We start from the raw sequence: 16408 nt of genomic DNA, 5'->3' as shown, positions 1-16408 counted from the left end.
CGCTATCGCCGCCACGCCTTCAGCCGCTTTGCCGCCTCGGCCATGTGGGCGGCCGAGCCGGCATAGGAAAAGCGTAGGGTCCGGGTGCCCTCCAACGGATCGAAATCGATGCCGGGCGTGCAGGCCACGCCGGTCTCGGCCAGCATGCGGGCGCAGAATTCCGCGCTGTCATTGGTCAGTTCCGACACGTCGGCATAAAGATAGAAGGCCCCGTCCGACGGCGCCAGGCGGTCAAAGCCCGCTCCCGGCAACTCGGCCAGCAGGATATCGCGGTTGGCGCGGTAGGCGGCGACGCGGGCCTCCAGCTCATCGATGCAGTCGAACACCGTCTCGGCCGCCACCTGGGACAGGGTGGGCGGCGAGATGTAGAGGTTCTGGGTCAGGCACTCCACCGAGCGGGCCAGATCCTCGGGCAGCACCATCCAGCCCAGGCGCCAGCCGGTCATGGCGTAGTATTTCGAGAAACTGTTGATGACCAGGGCGTGGGGGGCGGCGGTCATGCCGGCCACGGTGGCGGCGGGGCGGCCATAGGTGATGCCGTGATAGATCTCGTCCGAGATCAGCCTGACTCCGTGCAACTCGCACCAGCCGGCCAGCTCCGCCACCTCGTGCGCCGACAGCATGGAACCGGTGGGGTTGGAGGGGCTGGCCACCACCACGCCGTCCAGCTTGCCTTCGACGCCGGCCAGAACCCCGGCGGTGATCTGCCAGCGGCTGCCCGGTCCCACCGGCACCAGCACGCATTCCACCCCCAGGGCCTGCAGGATGTTGCGATAGGCGGGATAGCCCGGCGCGGCTACCGCCACCCGGTCGCCGGGATCGAAGGCGGCCAGGAAGGCCAGCAGGAAGCCGGCCGACGATCCGGTGGTGACGCAGATGCGCTCGGGCGGCACCGAGACGCCGTAGGTCTGGCGATAGTGGCGGGCGATCCGCTCGCGCAGGGAATCGCGGCCCAGCGCCAGGGTATAGCCCAGGGGCTCGGTCCTGACGGCGCGGGCCGCCGCCTCCAGCACCTTGGGCGGTGCCTGGCCCGAGGGCTGGCCCACTTCCAGGTGGATCACGTCGGCGCCCCCGGCCTCGCGCGCGGCGGCCGCCCGCATCACGTCCATGACGATGAAGGGGGCGATGGCGCCGCGCTGGGCGGCCTTGAAGCTCATTCCTTCTTGCCCGCCACGGTGGCCAGACCGAAGCCGCGCGGGTCGGTGGCCATGTCGCAGCCCTCGGAGTTCTTGAAACCCAGAGGGCAATAGATGGCCTCCACGCGGCTGGGCATGGGGGTGGCGCTGATCTGGTGGCCGCGACTCTGCAGCGGGGCCGGGTCCAGGGTGATGGAACCGGTCTCGACGAAGACGGCGTCGGGATTGCCGGCATGGACCAGGCGCGGCTGGGCCAGGGCGTCGGACAGCGGCTTGTTATCCTTGGCGACCCCCAGGAAACTCTGGGTCAGGGCCAGGGCGGAGGTGCCGCCGCCCGAGGCGGCGCCGATAAAGTGGATGGCTCCGTTGTAGGTGTTGGTGCTCAGCATCACGGCGGTGGCCGGCGGCCCGTTGAGGCCGGGAACTCCCGACAGCATGATGCCGGTGCCGGGCGCCATGCGGCCGTTGCCGAACAGGCCGTGGCTGGTGACGCTGCACGCCACCGCCGTTCCGTCGGCATCCAGCACGGCGAAGGCGGTGCCCGACTGGCTGTCGGTGGGCGGCGTGGGGACATTGGTCACCGGCTGATGGCGGTCGGCGGCATAGCCGCTCATCATGGCCGCGATGCGCGAATCCGCCACCAGGGAGGCCGGAGCCTCGTCGCTCCAGCCGGTGGGACGCATCCAGCGGGCCCGCTCGCCGAAGGCCCGCGCCGAGGTCTCGGCCAGCAGATGGGGCCGCTCGGCCGCGTCGGCATCGCTCCAGCGCGGCCACAGGGCCGCCACCAGTTGGGCCGCCATGGTGCTGCCCGCCGACGGCGGCGGGGCGAACCAGGCGGTGTCGCTGTCCACCTTGACCGCGACGGCGTCGCGCCAGGTGGGGCGGATATCGCGCAGGTCATCCAGCGACAAGGTGCCGCCCGCCGCCTGCACCGCCTTGATCAGCTCGCGGGCCTGGGGGCCCACATAGAAATTGCCGGTGTTGTGGCGAAGCGTCGAGATCATGCCGGCCAACTGGGGCTGCTGCATCACGTCGCCCTCGCGCAGCACCGAGCCGTCGGCGCGCATGAAGATGGCGCGGGCCACCGGATCGCGGCCGATGACGGGCAGGCCGCGCGCCAGATCGTTGGCCAGGGCGCGCGACACGGGGACGCCGCTGCGCGCCAGCCGCTCGGGTTCGGTCAGCAGGCTTTCCCAGCGCAACCTGCCGTATTTGGCGTGCAGGGCGAAGAAGCCGCGGGGATTGGCCGGCACCGCCGAGGGAAGGGGGCCGGACAAGGTCGAGGCGATGGCGGGGAAATCGATGACTTCCGTCTTCTTTTTGCCGCTATCATGTACTATGCAGGTACCGCCGCCCCCCAGGCTGGCGGTGGACGGATAGGTAACCGCCAGGGTGAAGTAGATGGCGGTGGCGGCATCGGCGGCGGTGCCGCCCGCCGACAGCACGTCGCGGCCCAGTATGGCGGCCCTGGGCTCATCCACGGCGACCATGCCGCCGAAGCCCGTGACATGGCCCACCTGGCCGACGGGGCGCGAAGGATCGCCGCAGGCGGTGAGCGCCGGAATCGCCAGGGCGGCCAGGGCGATGGCGGCTCTGGAGTGGATGGAGCGGGGGCCGCGCGACGAATTGACCGATGAGGAGACTTCCTTGCTCACGCGCATAATCCTTCTGGTGACGTTCCTGTTGGTCGCTTCGACGCCGCCCACCTTGGCCCAATCCCAGCCCAGGCGGCAGTTCATCCGTGATGCGGAGGTGGAAAATACCATCCGAACTTTCGGGACGCCAATTTTTCAGGCGGCGGGATTGGACCCGGCGGCGATTCGCATCAATCTGATCATCGACCCGACGCTGAATGCCTATGTGGCCGGCGGCCAGAACATCTTCTTCCACACCGGCCTGCTGATCCGCTCCGAGAATCCCGGCCAACTGATCGGCGTGATGGCCCACGAAACCGGCCACATCGCCGGCGGTCACCTGATCCGCAGCACCGATGCCATGGCCAATGCCTCGACCGAGGCCATTCTCGCCACCCTCCTGGCTGCGGCGGCCGGTGCCGCCTCGGGACGCGGCGACGCGGCCATGGCCATGGCCCTGGGCGGCAACGAGCTGGCCATGCGCAATCTGCTGGCCTTCTCGCGCAGCCAGGAGCAACAGGCCGACCAGATGGCCATGCGTTTCCTCGACGATACCCATCAGTCGGGCCGGGGGCTGGTGGAGTTCTTCGAGATCCTGGGCGACCAGGAGGCCCTGGTCTCGGCGCGCCAGGACCCCTATGTGCGAACCCATCCGCTGACCCGTGACCGCGTTGCCTTCGTGCGGAACGCCGTGGATCTTTCCCCCTATGCCAAGACCCCCTGGCCGCCGGAATGGATCGAGATGCACCGGCGCATGAAGGCCAAGCTGTTCGCCTTCATCGAGCCGCCCATCCGCACCTTCCAGCGCTACAAGGAGACGGACACCAGCATCGAGGCGCGCTATGCCCGCGCCGTCGCCGCCTATCGCAAGCCCGACCTGACCATGGCACTGGGGCTGATCGACGGGCTGATCAAGGAGCGGCCCAACGATCCATATTTCTGGGAGCTGAAGGGCCAGATGCTGTTCGAGAACGCCCGGGGCGCCGAGGCCATCGAGCCCTACCGCAAGGCGGTCGGCCTGCTGCCCGACAACGCCCTGCTGCGCATCGCCCTGGGCCAGATTCTGATCGAGTCGGAGGATGCCTCGAAACTGGTCGAGGCGGAGACCCATCTCACCGCCGCCGTCAACCGCGAGCCCGAGGACCTGTTCGCCTGGCAGCAACTGGCCATCGCCTTCGGCCGCGACGGCAAGGAAGGCATGGCCGCCTACGCCCTGGCCGAGCACTACATGCTGGCCGGCAAGCTGTCCGAGGCGCTGTTCCACGCCAACAAGGCGGAGCAGTTGCTGGGCAAGCAGGGATCGGTGTGGCTGCGCATCCAGGACATCAAGGAGCGCGCCTCCCAGGTCAAGGCCGACCGCGACCGGTCCCGCAAGTGGTGGTAGCCCTTGCCCCCCGGTGCCGCTTCGGCCAATATGCCCGCCATCATTCCGCCTCTTGAGGGTCCTTTGCCAATGATCGCCAAGACTTTCGCCGCCGCCCTGATGGTGTCCGGCCTTGCCCTTGCTTCCCTGCCGGCCACCGCCCAGGAGGTTCCGCTGACTCCCAAGCAGGCCGAGGCGGTCAAGAAGGTGGTGCGCGACTACCTCATGGAGCATCCCGAGGTGTTGGGCGAGGCCCTGGAGGCGCTGCGCGAGAAGATGCGCGCCCAGGCCGAAGCCGACGCCCACAAGATGCTGGAGGCCCGCAAGGACGAGATCTTCAAGGCGCCGGAGGACCCCCAGGGGGGCAATCTCAAGGGCGACCTCACCCTGGTCGAGTTCATGGATTACAATTGCGGCTTCTGCAAGCAGGCCTTCGATCCCCTGTGGGAGGCGGTCAAGGCCGACGGCAAGGTCCGCGTGGTGGTCAAGGAATACCCGATCCTCGGGCCGGATTCGGTGCTGGCGTCGCGTGTCGCCCTGGTGGCCAAGGCCCAGAGCCAGGCCAAGTACGACGACATCCACCGCGCCTTCATGAAGTTCCGCGGCCGCCTCGACGAGAAGGCCATCTACAAGATCGCCGGCGAGCAGGGCTTCAATATCGAGCAGTTGAAGAAGGATATCGGCGGCGCCGAAATCGAGAAGCAGCTGAAGAAGAATTTCGATCTGGCCCGTTCCCTGGACATCGGCGGCACGCCCACCTTCATCGTCGGCGACCGCGTCATTTCCAGCGCTCTCGACCAGCAGACCCTGAAGCAGTTGATGGATGCGGCGCGTCGCTCGGCGCCCAAGCAGGGCGGCTGAGCCCATCGCTTCACCGTTACCGACGGCGAAAGCCCCGACCGCAAGGCCGGGGCTTTTTCGTGTTCAGGCCTTGGGGGCGGCTCCTTGCCCATCGTGCCCGGACGGAAGCGGGACCGCCCCCGGAGCAAGGGCAAAAAAATCCCCGGGGATCATGGGATCCCCGGGGGCGTAGGGTGGAGTTCTAAAGTGTCTTAGTAGATATCGTGCTGCGTGTTGTACACGTTGAACTTGCCGGTCGGGGTGATCAGCTTGGGATCCTTGATCACAGCCTTCACCTTACGGGTCTTGTCGTCCATCACGACGATCGCCGACGGATCGGTCTTACCGGCCCAGATCGAGAACCAGACTTCATCGCCCTTCTCGTTGTACTCGGCCTGCACCGCGCGCTTCACCGCCTTGGTCTCCGGCAGATCGGCGAGCTTGGCGATGTTGATGACCTCAGGACCCTTGTCCAGGTTCTTGATGTCGTACACGGTCACCGACTCGGCCGCGGCCGCTTCGGGGAACAGCGGGGCATCGGCCCACAGGTTGTTCGACTTGGGGTGGGTCTTGACGAACAGCGAACCGGCACCGTGGTTCTTCAGCTCGGCGACGACCTTCCAGGCCTGATCCTTGTGCTTGGCCGGATCGGTACCGATCAGGGTGATCACGTCCGCACCCAGGTGCGAGGTGGCCCACACCGGACCGAACTTGGGATGGACGAAGTTGGCGCCACGGCCCGGATGGGGCTTGGACTTGGTTTCGACCAGGGCGGCCAGCTTGCCTTCCTTGGTGTCGACCACGGCCACCTTGTTGGAGGCGTTGGCGGCGACCAGGAAGTAGCGCTTGGAGGCGTCCCAACCACCGTCGTGCAGGAACTTAGCCGACTCGATGGTGGTTTCCTTGAGGTTCTTGATGTCCGAGTAGTCCACCAGCTTGATCAGGCCGGTTTCCTTGATGTTGATCACCCACTCGGGCTTGATCATCGAAGCGACGATCGAGGCCACGCGGGGCTCGGGGTGATACTCGCCGTCCACGGTGATGGAACGGGTCGAGACGATCTTGAGCGGCTTCAGGTCGGCGCCGTCCATGATCACGTACTGCGGCGGCCAGTAGGAGCCGGCCACGGCATACTTGTCCTCGAAGCCCTTGAACTTGGAGGTTTCCACCGAACGGGCGTCCATGCCGATCTTGATGGTGGCGACCACAGCCGGGGTCTCCATCCACAGATCGATCATGTCCAGCTTGCCGTCGCGGCCGATGACGTACACGAAGCGGCCCGAAGCGGACAGGCGCGAGATGTGCACGGCATAGCCGGTCTTGATGATGGTCCAGATCTTCTTGGTATCGCCGTCGATCAGGGCGATCTCGCCGGAGTCGCGCAGCGTCACCGAGAAGACGTTCTTCAGGTTGACCTTGTTGAGCTGCTTCTTCGGACGGTCTTCCGGCTTCACCGTGACCTTCCAGGACGCAGTCATCTCCTTGATGCCCCATTCCGGCGGAATGTCGGGGGTCATCTGGATGTAGGTGGCCATGTTCTTGATTTCATCCTTGGTCAGGATGTCATCGAAGTTCACCATGCCACCGTCGGTGCCATTGGTCAGAATCTTCTCGAGGCGGGCCTGGCCCAACTTGGTCGTATTGGCCGGCTCGAGGTTCTTACCGGTAGCGCCCTTGCGCAGCACGCCGTGGCAGCCGGCGCAACGCTCGAAATAAGTCTTCGAGGCGGCTTCCTTGGCTTCCTTGCTCAGCGTCGGCGCTTCCTGGGCGAACGCAGCCCCACCCATCGCGAACGGCAGCGCCGTCAGCAACAATGCGTTCCGAACACCCTTCCACATACGGCAACCCTCCCTAAATACGTCAAACTACACCGTAGCCGGGAGACCCAGAAGGAACCGCCGGCCAAAGCACTAAAGGTCCGGGCACAATGGGCTTCCAGGGACGTTGTGAATGTGACTATCGTCAAATTCCGTCGAGGAAACTCTTGAAAGCAGGCCTTCAGCACATCTCAGTTGCGGCCGCTGCCGGCTTCGAAGCAGGCCCGGCGCAATAGGTCTACATCGTCTATCCGGACGGCGTTGCCGGAAGTATGGACCCCCAGGACACGCAGCCGTCCCAGCACCCTGGACAGGCTTTCGCGGCGGATGCCCACCCGGCTGGCCAGGACCTCCTTGTTGAAGGGCAGCAGCACCTCGACCCGGCCCTCGGTGGCCGGGGTCTGGGCCAGCAGGAACTCGGCCACCCGCTGCCAGGGGGTCAGTTCCTTGAGGTCGGAAATCTCGCCCGCCAGCCGGCGGTTCCACTTCACCAGGGCGGCCAGCATGCGATAGGCCAGGGCGTGGTCCGAATGAAGGGTGTAAAGGAAGGCGCGGCGCCCGACCCGGATCAGGGTGGCGTCCTCGATCACCTCGGAATGCAGGGGGAAGCGTCCGGTGGACAGCATGGCGGCCTCGGCGAACGAGGTGCCGGGACCGAAGATCTCGACGATGCTTTCCCGTCCGTCCTGGGCCAGGGCGAACAGCTTCACCGCTCCGTCGAGCACGATGTAGAAGCAGTCCGCCTCGTCGCCGGCACCGAACAGCAAGGTGCTGCGCCGTCGGGTGATGGTGGCCGAATCCGCCAGCAGCCGGTTCAGCACATCGGGAAGGATGCCGTCGAACAGCGGCAGGGCGGCCACCACCTCCTGGGCGCTGCGCAGACCTTTGAAGACGCGTTGCGGCGTCGTCAGGGTCCGGTCGCAATCGGCGGTGGGGCCTTCGCAGGACGGGCGGCAGGGGCACGATGCCGGGCCGCCCGACTCCCTTGATACCATCGGTCTGCTAGGCGGTGAACGCAGCGCTGTCGCCATAGGTCCTCAGCTTCGCCACATCGGCGATCTCTACCTTGTCGGTGCGGCTGGCCACCACACCCTTGTCGCGGAGTTTAGCAAAAGCCCGCGACAGAGTCGCCGGGTCCATGCCCAGGTGATCGGCCAGATGCCGCTTCTCGTAGGGCAGTCGCACCACCGCCCGGCCCGTGACCTCGCCGGCCAGCGCCAGCAGGTAGCTGGCCAGACGCTCGGCGGTGGACTGCATCTTCAATTCGGTGATTTCGCGCACCTGCTCGCGCAGATGCCCGGCCATGGCCGAGATCATGGCGATGGCCACCTCGAAATGGGCTTCCAGATAGGTCGTCAGCAGGCTGGCCGGAATGGCCAGCAGCGAGACCGGGCCGGCGGCGCGCGCCGTCGCGGCATGGGGCGCGCCGGTCAGCACCGCCTCCTCGCCGGCCGTGTCGCCGACGGACAGGCGAAGCTGGGGCGATGCGGCGGACGGGTCGATCAGAATTTCACCGGACAGGACCAGGAACAGGCTGTCGGCGGCGGCGCCCTCGGCGAACACCAGGGCGCCGTCAGGCAGCGTCAGTGTGCGGTGACCCTCCAGAAGGGCGGCAGCGTCCGTGGCGGGAATCGCCGAAAACAGCCGGCTTCGCCTCATCGCGCACAGGGTGTCGGAATCCATCGTCCCTCCCGCCTTCGGGGGCTCAAGACGATGGTGCCCCCGAACATTCATTATCATCTCTCTAAAAAGACCGGGGCGACTTGATCTTGGTTAAGGGGGTAGGGGTGGGGGCGGAACCTTGCAGCGCACAATGACGACTTTAATTGACATAAGTCTAATGTTTTGGCTCAAGCAAAACCCTGGTAAATTGATCAAGATCACGTCTATTGCCGGGCGTGATGATTACAGTCCGTCACATTCCGGAGCCCGCGCGTGCCGTCCGGAGGGCGTCCGCGCAAGCGGACAGGAGGAAGGCGCGGGCCTGACCGGAGATGTGTCGGGGACGCGGGTGCCGTCGGAAACTCGCCCCGTGTCCCGATCAATCATTGCCCAAGGTCAAGTCGGATTCCGATCCGTCCATGGTATCGGTTCCGCTTGAGGGAGGGCAACTCGGGTACGCTGGGGAGCGCAATGGCTACTGAATCCTTGCTCGGAAAACTGCTGAGGATGAAAATCCTGGGAGCGTCGCTGTTCGGCGCCGGGGTGATCTTCGTCGGCGGCATCATGTTCTGGGGCGCCTTCAACACGGCAATGGAAGCCACCAACACGCTTGGCTTCTGCATCAACTGCCATGAGATGAAGGACAACGTCTACCAGGAGTACGTCAAGACCGTCCACTACACCAACCGTTCCGGTGTGCGGGCCGCGTGCTCCGACTGCCACGTCCCCAAGGACTGGGTCCACAAGTTCATCCGTAAGATTCAGGCCAGCGGCGAGGTGTTCCACTGGCTGATGGGCTCGGTCAACACCCCCGAGAAATTCGACGCCAAGCGCTTCCAACTGGCCAAGCGCGTCTGGGCGACCATGAAGAGCACGGATTCGCGGGAATGCCGCAACTGCCATGCCTTCGACCAGATGAATCCCGCCGTGCAGAAGCAGCGCGCCAGGAAGCAGCACGAGAATGCCCAGGCCGAGGGCGGCACCTGCATCGACTGCCACAAGGGCATCGCCCACAAGCCGGTCCATCAGCTGCTCGAGCAGGAAGAGGAGCAGAAGGCTGCGGAGGAGGCCAAGAAGAAGGCCGAGGCCGACGCCAAGAAGGCCGCCACCGCCGCCGCCGCTCCTGCTTCGGCTCCCGCTGCCGCTCCGGCCGCCGCGCCGGTCGCCGGTGGCGTCCAGTTGCCCCCCGTCACCGGCAAGGCCGTTGACTGGAGCAAGGCGGCCGAGACCAAGACCGTGCTGTTCTATCCCGGCCAGACCGCCATGGAATGGATTCTGACCGGCACCGATCACGGCGGCACCCGCGCCTTCAAGAAGGGCGACCGCTGCTTCGAGTGCCACAGCAACGAGACCGCCGACATGGGCGCCAAGATGGTGTCCGGCGCCAAGGCGGAAAAGACCCCCATTCCCGGCAAGCGCGCCGCCATCCCGCTGTCCATCAAGGCGGCGTACGATGCGGACAACCTGTACATGCGCTTTGAATTCCCGGCCGGTCCGCACAACGACGTGCCGTTCGCCAAGGGCGGCAAGATGGACCCGGACAACGAGGTCAAGGTCGCCATGATGATCGACAATGGCAAGGTGGACATGGCCGCCCGCTCGGGCTGCTGGACCTCCTGCCATTCCGATGCCCGCGACATGCCGACCGCGCCGGACGCCGGGGCGTTGGGCGCCGCCAAGGGTGTCGACACCTCGCACGGCTATGTCACCAAGTACGTGCCGGAAAGCCGCACCCAGTTCGACACCACCAAGCGCGACAACTGGGACAAGGTGAAGCCCCAGGCCGAGCTGGATGCCCTGCTGGCCGGCGGCACCTTCCTCGACCTGACCCGCTGGAAGTCCTCGGGCGCCTCGGAGCAGGGCTACGTCCTGGCCGAGCGCGTGCTGAAGCCCGGCAACGACGTGGCCTATACCGGCAAGAAGGAAGGCGACAAGTGGGTGGTGACCATGGTCCGCCGTCTGAAGGCGACCCAGCCGGGTGAGGTCAACCTGGTCGCCGGCCAGTCGTACAGCGTCGGCTTCGCCGTGCACGACGACTTTACCGCCGGCCGCTTCCACCACGTGTCCGTCGACCTGAAGCTGGGCCTGGACGCCGAAGGGGAGATCAAGGCGGTCAAGATGTAGTACTGTCAAGCGACGGGCCGGATGTGGAGTGGGGATTCCCGCATCCGGCCCCTTTTTTTCCTGGGAGGGAAAGACAGATGGGCAAGATCGCATTTCGTGCCGCCGCGGCGGCTTTTGTCGTCTCGACCCTGGCCGCCGGTGCGGCCCTTGCCGCCCCCAAGGCGGTCAACTGGGATGGCATTCCCGTTTCCGAAACCATGCTGTTCTATCCCGGCCAGACCTCCATGGAATGGATTCTGACCGGCTCGGACCACGGCGGCGTGCGCGCCTTCAAGAAGGGCGACCGCTGTTTCGAGTGCCATTCCCAGGAAGCCCAGGACATGGGCACCAAGATGGTGACCGGGGCCAAGGCCGAGAAGACCCCCATTCCGGGCAAGCGCGCCGCCTTCCCGCTCAGGGTCAAGGCGGCCTATGACGCCGAGAACCTTTACCTGCGCTTCGAATTTCCCGCCGGACCGCACGCGGACGTGCCCTTCGCCAAGGGCGGCAAGCTCGACCCCGACAACGAGGTCAAGCTGGCCATGATGATCGACGGCGGCAAGGTGGATATGGCCGCCCGCTCGGGCTGCTGGACCACCTGCCACTCCGACGCCCGCGACATGCCGACCGCGCCGGCCGCCGCCGCGCTGGGCGCCGCCAAGGGCCTCGACACCAAGGCCGGCTACGTCACCAAATACATTCCCGAAAGCCGCACCCAGTTCGACACCGCCAAGCGCGACAACTGGGATAAGGTGAAGCCCCAGGCCGATCTGGACGCCCTGCTGAAGGCCGGCGGTTTCATGGAATTGCTGCGCTGGAAGTCGTCGGGCGCCGCCGAGCACGGCTATGTGCTGGCCGAGCGCGTGCTGAAGCCCGCCGCCGCCGCCGACCTGTCCGCCTCGGGCAAGAAGGACGGCGCCAACTGGGTGGTGACCATGACCCGCAAGCTTGGCGGCGGCCAGCCGGGCTCGGTGGCGATGGAGCCGGGCAAGAGCTATACTGTCGGCTTCGCGGTGCACGACGACTTCGCCAACGGCCGCTTCCACCACGTGTCCCTCGACATGAAACTCGGCCTCGATGCCGAGGGCGAGATCAAGGCGGTGAAGCTGCCCTAGGCCAAAACCCATCAGGAGGCCGGTCATGACGCGTCGATTTCTGCTGATCCTTCTCGGCGGTGCGGCCCTGGTCCTGACCGGCCCGCCCGCCTGGGCGGCCGACGCCGCCCGGGTAAGCATGGACAAGAACCTGTTCACGCCCCAGGTGCTGAAGGTCAAGCCGGGCACCACGGTGGAATGGGTCAACGACGAGAAACGCACCAGCCACAGCGTGTTCTTCGAAAAGGAAGGGCTGGCGGAATCCGACCGGCTGTTTCCGGGGGAAAGCTGGAAACGGACCTTCGACGCGCCGGGTATCTATCCCTACCGCTGCGGGCCGCACCCGGAGATGGTGGGCACCATCGAAGTGGCGCCGTGAGCAACAGGGGGAGCGGGGAAAGCATGGCCGATGAGCGTTGGGCCGACGAGAACAGGCCGCTGGTTCATCTGGTGGGAGCGGGGCCGGGCGATCCCGATCTGCTGACGGTCAAGGCCATGCGCCTGATCCAGTCGGCGGACGTGGTGGTCTATGACCGCCTGGTGAGCGACGGTATCCTCGACCTGATTCCGCCGGGGACCACCCGTATCTCGGTGGGCAAGGCCAAGGGCCACCATCTGCTGCCCCAGGACGAGATCAACGACCTGCTGGTCAGTCTGGCCCGGCCGGGCCGCCGGGTGGTCCGGCTCAAGGGCGGCGATCCCTATATCTTCGGTCGGGGCGGCGAGGAATCCATCTATCTGGCCCGCTACGGCATCGCCACCGAGGTGGTGCCGGGCATCACCGCCGCCGCCGGTTGCGCCGCCGCCACCGGTATTCCGCTGACCCATCGCGAGGTGGCGCGCAGCGTCCGTCTGGTCACCGGCCATTTGCTCGAGGACCGGACGCTGGACCTGGACTGGGAGCGTCTGGCCGATCCCTCCTGCACCCTGGTGGTCTATATGGGGGTCGGCACCGCCGGCCCCATGGCCGATGGGCTGATGGCCGCCGGCCTCGATCCCGCCACGCCGGTGGCCGTGGTGGAAAAGGGCACCACGGCGGCGCAGCGTGTCCTGCGCGGCACCCTGGCGGAATTGGAGGCCGACGTGGCCCGCTGGCAGGTGGAGCCGCCGGCCCTGCTGATCATCGGCCGCGTGGTGGCCCTGGCCGCCGAACAGGAAGTGGCCGAGTGGTGCGGCGCCGTCGAGGCGTAAGGCGTTCTTCGACCGGCCTCTTGCTCAACGTCAAGCCCTCGGGGCACGGGGAATGCTATTGCTTCGACCAGCCTGTGGGAGGGCTGAGGATGCGTTTGTTTGCGGCACTGACGGGTACGGTGGTGATGGCGCTGGTGGCATGGCCCCTGGCAGCCGAGGTTGTGCCGGCTGAAGTCGCGCCGGCGCGTCAGGCCAAACTCAAGGACATGGTGGCCCAGGATTGCGGTTCGTGCCACGGCATGACCCGCCACGGCGGCCTGGGCTCGCCCCTGCTGCAGGAAGACTTGGCCAAGCTGTCGGCCGAGGCGGTGATCGACACCATCCTGGAAGGGCGCCCCGGCACCCCCATGCCGCCGTGGAAGGCCATGCTGAGCCGTGAAGAGGCCGCCTGGATCGCCGCTTATCTCATGGGAGATCTGAAATGAAGCGTATCGCCGCCGCCTGCCTGGGTCTGGCGCTGCTGGCCGGATGTTCCCCCGCTTTGCGCGGTACCGGCGATCTCGGCCTGGTGGTGGAGCGCGCCGACGGCCGCCTGATGGTGGTCGAGAACAGCACCTCGACCCAACTGGCCTCGGTGACCGGCCTGGGCGACCTGTCCCATGCCGCCCTGGTCTATTCCAGTGACCAGCGCTACGCCTTCGTGTTCGGCCGCGACGGCGGCCTGACCAAGGTGGATATCCTGACCGGTTCCATCGTCGGGCGGGTGATGCAGTCGGGCAATTCCATCGGCGGCGCCATCTCGCAGGACGGCTCGCTGGTGGCGGTGGCCAATTACACGCCGGGCGGCGTCAAGGTGTTCGATGCCGCCACCCTGGAGCAGGTGGCCGATATTCCCGCCATCGGTGCCGACGGCAAGCCCAGCAAGGTGATCGGCATCGCCGACCTGACCGGCAAGCGCTTCATCTACACCCTGTACGACGCGGGCGAGATCTGGATCGCCGATCTGGCCGATCCCAAGGCCCCCAGGATCACCAAGCACACCAATATCGGCAAGCTGCCCTATGACGCGCTGATCACCGGCGACGGGCGCTGGTACCTAGCCGGGCTGTTCGGCGAGGACGGCATCGCGCTTCTGGACCTGTGGAACCCCGACAAGGGGGTGCGCCGCATCCTCGACCATTACGGCAAGGGCAAGGAAGCCCTGCCGGTCTACAAGATGCCCCATCTGCGCGGCTGGGCGGCGGCCGGGGATGAAATCTGGCTGCCGGCCATCGGCCATCATCAGGTGCTGGTGGTGGACAAGGGCAAATGGACCGAGAAAACCCGTATCGACGTGGCGGGCCAGCCGGTCTTCGCCATGGCGCGGCCCGACGGACGGCAGGTGTGGGTCAACTTCGCCGTTCCCGATTACTCCAAGGTCCAGGTGATCGACACCCAGACCAAGAAGGTGATCAAGACCCTGGAGCCGGGGCTGGCCATCCTGCACATGGAATTTACCCCGAAGGGCGAGCGGGTGTGGCTGTCGGCGCGGGATTCCGACATGGTGGTGGTCTATGATACCGAGACCCTGGAGAAGGTGGTGGAAATGCCGGCCGCCCGGCCCAGCGGCATCTTCTTCACCAACCGTGCCAACAAGACCGGGTTGTGATGATCGAGCGAGCGCAAGCGAGCGCGGGAGCATTGAGCGACCCGGAGCGCGGCGGAGGAGCCAAGGGCGCCAAGGCGCCCGCCCGGCACTTGAGGGGCTATGAAATGGACCAACTCGACCGGCGTCTTCTCAACGAGTTCCAGCAGGACTTTCCGCTGGCGGCGCGGCCCTATGCCGTGCTGGGCGAGCGTCTGGGGCTGGACGAGGACGAGGTGATGGATCGCCTCGCCCGCCTGATGCGCGGCGGTTCGGTCAGCCGGGTGGGCGCGGTGTTCCGGCCGCACACGGTAGGCGGCTCGACGCTGGCGGCCATGGCGGTGCCCGATCATCGCCTGGACGAGGTGGCTGATCTGGTCAATGCCTTCGCCGAGGTCAACCATAATTACCAGCGCGAGCACCGCCTGAACCTGTGGTTCGTGGTGACGGCCCCTTCGGGGGCGCGGGTGGCCGAGGTGCTGGCCGAGATTTCCGAGCAAGCCGGGCTTCAGGTCCTCGACCTGCCGCTGCTCGAGCATTTTCACATCGACCTGGGATTCGATCTCAAATGGAGCTGAGCGACCGCGATCTCGCCCTGGTCTCGGCCCTGGCCGAGGGGCTGCCCCTGGTCTCCCATCCCTACAAGGCGGTGGGGGCGCAGTTGGGCATGGACGAGGCCGAGGTGATCGGGCGTATCCAGGCCATGCGCGACACAGGGATCATCCGCCGCTTCGGCATCATCGTCCGCCACCACGAACTGGGCTTTCGCGCCAACGCCATGTCGGTGTGGAGCATTCCCGACGGAGTGGTCGGCGAGGTGGGGCGCCGCCTGGGCGATGCGCCCGAGGTGACGCTGTGCTATCGCCGCCCGCCCCGGCTGCCCGACTGGCCCTACAATCTGTTCTGCATGATCCACGGCCGCGACCGGGGGGCGGTGGAGGATACCATCGCGGCGCTGGTGCGGCGCTTCGATCTGGCCGAATATCCCCATGCGGTGCTGTTCTCCACCCGGCGCTTCAAGCAGACCGGGGCGCGCTACGGACGGCCCATCCCCCGGGCGGCGGCGGCGGAGTAGGATCGGGTCATGGACGATATCGACCGCGCCATCATCAATTCCCTGCAAGGTGGGTTCCCCATCTGCGACCAGCCGTTCGGCGCCATCGGAGAGCCCCTGGGCCTGACCGGCACCCAGTTGATGGCCCGCATCCGCAAGCTGAAGGAAGACGGCATCATCTCGCGCTTCGGCCCCATGTGGCATGCCGAGCGGATGGGGGGCGAACTGACCCTGTCGGCCATGAAGGTGCCGGCCGAGCGCTTCGAGGAGGTGGCCGACATGGTCAATTCCTACCCCGAAGTGGCGCACAATTACGCCCGCGAGCATGCGCTCAACATGTGGTTCGTGGTGGCGACCGAGAAGCCGGGCCGCAAGGCCGAGGTGCTGGCCGAGATCGAGGCGCGCACCGGCATTCCGGTGCACGACATGCCGAAGATCCAGGAGTTTTACGTGGGCCTGAGGTTCGAGGCATGACCACCGCTCTCGACCCCGTCGACCGTGCCATCGTGGTGGCGACCCAGGATGGGCTGCCCCTGGTGGACAAGCCCTATCACGAGGTGGCGCGCCAGGTGGGCGTCTCGGCCGACGAGGTGATGAACCGCATGGAGCGCCTGCTGGCCGACGGCGTCATCCGCCGTATCGGAGTGGTGCCCAACCACTATGCGCTCGGCTACAAGTTCAACGGCATGACCGTGTGGGACGTGGCCGACGGGGATATTCCCGAGGCGGGGCGTCGGGTGGGCGAACTGGATTTCGTCAGCCATTGCTACCACCGGCCGCGCCATCTGCCCGACTGGCCGTATTCCCTGTTCGCCATGATCCACGCCAAGGAGAAGGCCGACGCCGACGCCCTGGTGGAGCGCGTCGCTACGGTGCTGGGTGATCTGTCGCGCGGCCATCTGGTGCTGTTCTCGTCACGCATCCTCAAGAAGACGGGCCTTCGTCTGTAG

General features: G+C 66.4%; 17 protein-coding genes. 12 read left to right on the top strand and 5 right to left on the bottom strand.

Features of this window, described 5'->3' with window-relative positions:
- Nucleotides 1-2: 2 nt before the first annotated feature.
- Both CP958_RS05455 and CP958_RS05450 read right to left on the bottom strand, forming a co-directional pair.
- Nucleotides 3-1157, bottom strand: coding sequence for an aminotransferase class I/II-fold pyridoxal phosphate-dependent enzyme (locus CP958_RS05455; RefSeq protein ID WP_096700964.1), 1155 nt, complete (start codon nt 1155-1157; stop codon nt 3-5).
- Nucleotides 1154-2797, bottom strand: a complete 1644-nt coding sequence (locus CP958_RS05450; protein WP_096701037.1) for a gamma-glutamyltransferase — start codon at nt 2795-2797, stop codon at nt 1154-1156. The genes CP958_RS05455 and CP958_RS05450 overlap by 4 nt, the downstream gene beginning before the upstream one ends.
- Between CP958_RS05450 and CP958_RS05445 the strand changes: the two genes are divergently transcribed.
- Both CP958_RS05445 and CP958_RS05440 read left to right on the top strand, forming a co-directional pair.
- Nucleotides 2784-4154 (top strand): M48 family metalloprotease, encoded by a 1371-nt coding sequence (locus CP958_RS05445; protein WP_096700963.1) that lies wholly within the window; start codon nt 2784-2786, stop codon nt 4152-4154. The genes CP958_RS05450 and CP958_RS05445 overlap by 14 nt on opposite strands.
- A 69-nt stretch (nt 4155-4223) precedes the next feature.
- Complete coding sequence (locus CP958_RS05440; RefSeq protein WP_096700962.1) at nt 4224-4994, top strand: DsbA family protein; 771 nt, start codon at nt 4224-4226, stop codon at nt 4992-4994.
- 191 nt (nt 4995-5185) lie between these two features.
- Here CP958_RS05440 and CP958_RS05435 read toward each other — a convergent pair whose 3' ends face one another.
- The 3 genes from CP958_RS05435 to CP958_RS05425 form a co-directional block, all read right to left on the bottom strand.
- Nucleotides 5186-6811, bottom strand: coding sequence for a nitrite reductase (locus tag CP958_RS05435; protein WP_096700961.1), 1626 nt, complete (start codon nt 6809-6811; stop codon nt 5186-5188).
- 170 nt (nt 6812-6981) lie between these two features.
- Nucleotides 6982-7785 (bottom strand): Crp/Fnr family transcriptional regulator, encoded by an 804-nt coding sequence (locus tag CP958_RS05430; protein WP_096700960.1) that lies wholly within the window; start codon nt 7783-7785, stop codon nt 6982-6984.
- 7 nt (nt 7786-7792) lie between these two features.
- Entirely contained in the window at nt 7793-8473 is a 681-nt protein-coding gene (locus CP958_RS05425; RefSeq protein ID WP_096700959.1) for a Crp/Fnr family transcriptional regulator, read from the bottom strand.
- Between the two features lie 450 nt (nt 8474-8923).
- Between CP958_RS05425 and CP958_RS05420 the strand changes: the two genes are divergently transcribed.
- From CP958_RS05420 to CP958_RS05375, 10 genes are all read left to right on the top strand, one after another.
- Nucleotides 8924-10576, top strand: a complete 1653-nt coding sequence (locus tag CP958_RS05420; protein WP_096700958.1) for a NapC/NirT family cytochrome c — start codon at nt 8924-8926, stop codon at nt 10574-10576.
- Nucleotides 10577-10653: 77 nt separating this feature from the next.
- Entirely contained in the window at nt 10654-11670 is a 1017-nt protein-coding gene (locus tag CP958_RS05415; protein ID WP_096700957.1) for an ethylbenzene dehydrogenase-related protein, read from the top strand.
- A gap of 25 nt (nt 11671-11695) precedes the next feature.
- Nucleotides 11696-12028 carry a plastocyanin/azurin family copper-binding protein gene (locus tag CP958_RS05410; protein ID WP_096700956.1) on the top strand — a complete coding sequence of 111 codons (333 nt, stop codon included), beginning with the start codon at nt 11696-11698 and terminating at the stop codon, nt 12026-12028.
- Nucleotides 12029-12051: 23 nt separating this feature from the next.
- Nucleotides 12052-12840, top strand: a complete 789-nt coding sequence (gene cobA, locus CP958_RS05405; protein WP_096701036.1) for a uroporphyrinogen-III C-methyltransferase — start codon at nt 12052-12054, stop codon at nt 12838-12840.
- A gap of 89 nt (nt 12841-12929) precedes the next feature.
- Entirely contained in the window at nt 12930-13265 is a 336-nt protein-coding gene (locus CP958_RS05400; protein ID WP_242442760.1) for a cytochrome c, read from the top strand.
- Complete coding sequence (locus tag CP958_RS05395; RefSeq protein ID WP_096700955.1) at nt 13262-14428, top strand: cytochrome D1 domain-containing protein; 1167 nt, start codon at nt 13262-13264, stop codon at nt 14426-14428. Before CP958_RS05400 ends, CP958_RS05395 begins: the two co-directional genes overlap by 4 nt.
- 104 nt (nt 14429-14532) lie before the next feature.
- Nucleotides 14533-14982 (top strand): AsnC family transcriptional regulator, encoded by a 450-nt coding sequence (locus CP958_RS05390; RefSeq protein WP_096701034.1) that lies wholly within the window; start codon nt 14533-14535, stop codon nt 14980-14982.
- The gene (locus CP958_RS05385; RefSeq protein ID WP_096700954.1) at nt 14973-15479 is read left to right on the top strand and encodes an Lrp/AsnC family transcriptional regulator; all 507 of its coding nucleotides are present in this window, start codon (nt 14973-14975) and stop codon (nt 15477-15479) included. The genes CP958_RS05390 and CP958_RS05385 overlap by 10 nt, the downstream gene beginning before the upstream one ends.
- Nucleotides 15480-15488: 9 nt before the next feature.
- Nucleotides 15489-15932 carry an AsnC family transcriptional regulator gene (locus CP958_RS05380; protein WP_096700953.1) on the top strand — a complete coding sequence of 148 codons (444 nt, stop codon included), beginning with the start codon at nt 15489-15491 and terminating at the stop codon, nt 15930-15932.
- Complete coding sequence (locus CP958_RS05375; protein ID WP_096700952.1) at nt 15929-16408, top strand: AsnC family transcriptional regulator; 480 nt, start codon at nt 15929-15931, stop codon at nt 16406-16408. Before CP958_RS05380 ends, CP958_RS05375 begins: the two co-directional genes overlap by 4 nt.

The sequence above is a fragment of the Magnetospirillum sp. 15-1 genome (assembly GCF_900184795.1).
Lineage (GTDB): Bacteria > Pseudomonadota > Alphaproteobacteria > Rhodospirillales > Magnetospirillaceae > Phaeospirillum.
Note: the sequence above shows the minus strand (reverse complement) of the source record. Positions and strands in the feature narration are given on the sequence as shown.

Excerpts from the sequence above, each read along its gene's own strand:
- CP958_RS05380 (WP_096700953.1), top strand. The coding sequence starts at position 15,489 with ATGGACGATATCGACCGCGCCATCATCAATTCCCTGCAAGGTGGGTTC.
- CP958_RS05440 (WP_096700962.1), top strand. The coding sequence starts at position 4,224 with ATGATCGCCAAGACTTTCGCCGCCGCCCTGATGGTGTCCGGCCTTGCC.
- CP958_RS05400 (WP_242442760.1), top strand. The coding sequence starts at position 12,930 with ATGCGTTTGTTTGCGGCACTGACGGGTACGGTGGTGATGGCGCTGGTG.
- CP958_RS05425 (WP_096700959.1), bottom strand. The coding sequence starts at position 8,473 with ATGGATTCCGACACCCTGTGCGCGATGAGGCGAAGCCGGCTGTTTTCG.
- CP958_RS05385 (WP_096700954.1), top strand. The coding sequence starts at position 14,973 with ATGGAGCTGAGCGACCGCGATCTCGCCCTGGTCTCGGCCCTGGCCGAG.
- CP958_RS05450 (WP_096701037.1), bottom strand. The coding sequence starts at position 2,797 with ATGCGCGTGAGCAAGGAAGTCTCCTCATCGGTCAATTCGTCGCGCGGC.
- CP958_RS05435 (WP_096700961.1), bottom strand. The coding sequence starts at position 6,811 with ATGTGGAAGGGTGTTCGGAACGCATTGTTGCTGACGGCGCTGCCGTTC.
- CP958_RS05375 (WP_096700952.1), top strand. The coding sequence starts at position 15,929 with ATGACCACCGCTCTCGACCCCGTCGACCGTGCCATCGTGGTGGCGACC.
- CP958_RS05410 (WP_096700956.1), top strand. The coding sequence starts at position 11,696 with ATGACGCGTCGATTTCTGCTGATCCTTCTCGGCGGTGCGGCCCTGGTC.
- CP958_RS05420 (WP_096700958.1), top strand. The coding sequence starts at position 8,924 with ATGGCTACTGAATCCTTGCTCGGAAAACTGCTGAGGATGAAAATCCTG.
- CP958_RS05415 (WP_096700957.1), top strand. The coding sequence starts at position 10,654 with ATGGGCAAGATCGCATTTCGTGCCGCCGCGGCGGCTTTTGTCGTCTCG.
- CP958_RS05430 (WP_096700960.1), bottom strand. The coding sequence starts at position 7,785 with ATGGTATCAAGGGAGTCGGGCGGCCCGGCATCGTGCCCCTGCCGCCCG.
- cobA (WP_096701036.1), top strand. The coding sequence starts at position 12,052 with ATGGCCGATGAGCGTTGGGCCGACGAGAACAGGCCGCTGGTTCATCTG.
- CP958_RS05455 (WP_096700964.1), bottom strand. The coding sequence starts at position 1,157 with ATGAGCTTCAAGGCCGCCCAGCGCGGCGCCATCGCCCCCTTCATCGTC.
- CP958_RS05390 (WP_096701034.1), top strand. The coding sequence starts at position 14,533 with ATGGACCAACTCGACCGGCGTCTTCTCAACGAGTTCCAGCAGGACTTT.
- CP958_RS05395 (WP_096700955.1), top strand. The coding sequence starts at position 13,262 with ATGAAGCGTATCGCCGCCGCCTGCCTGGGTCTGGCGCTGCTGGCCGGA.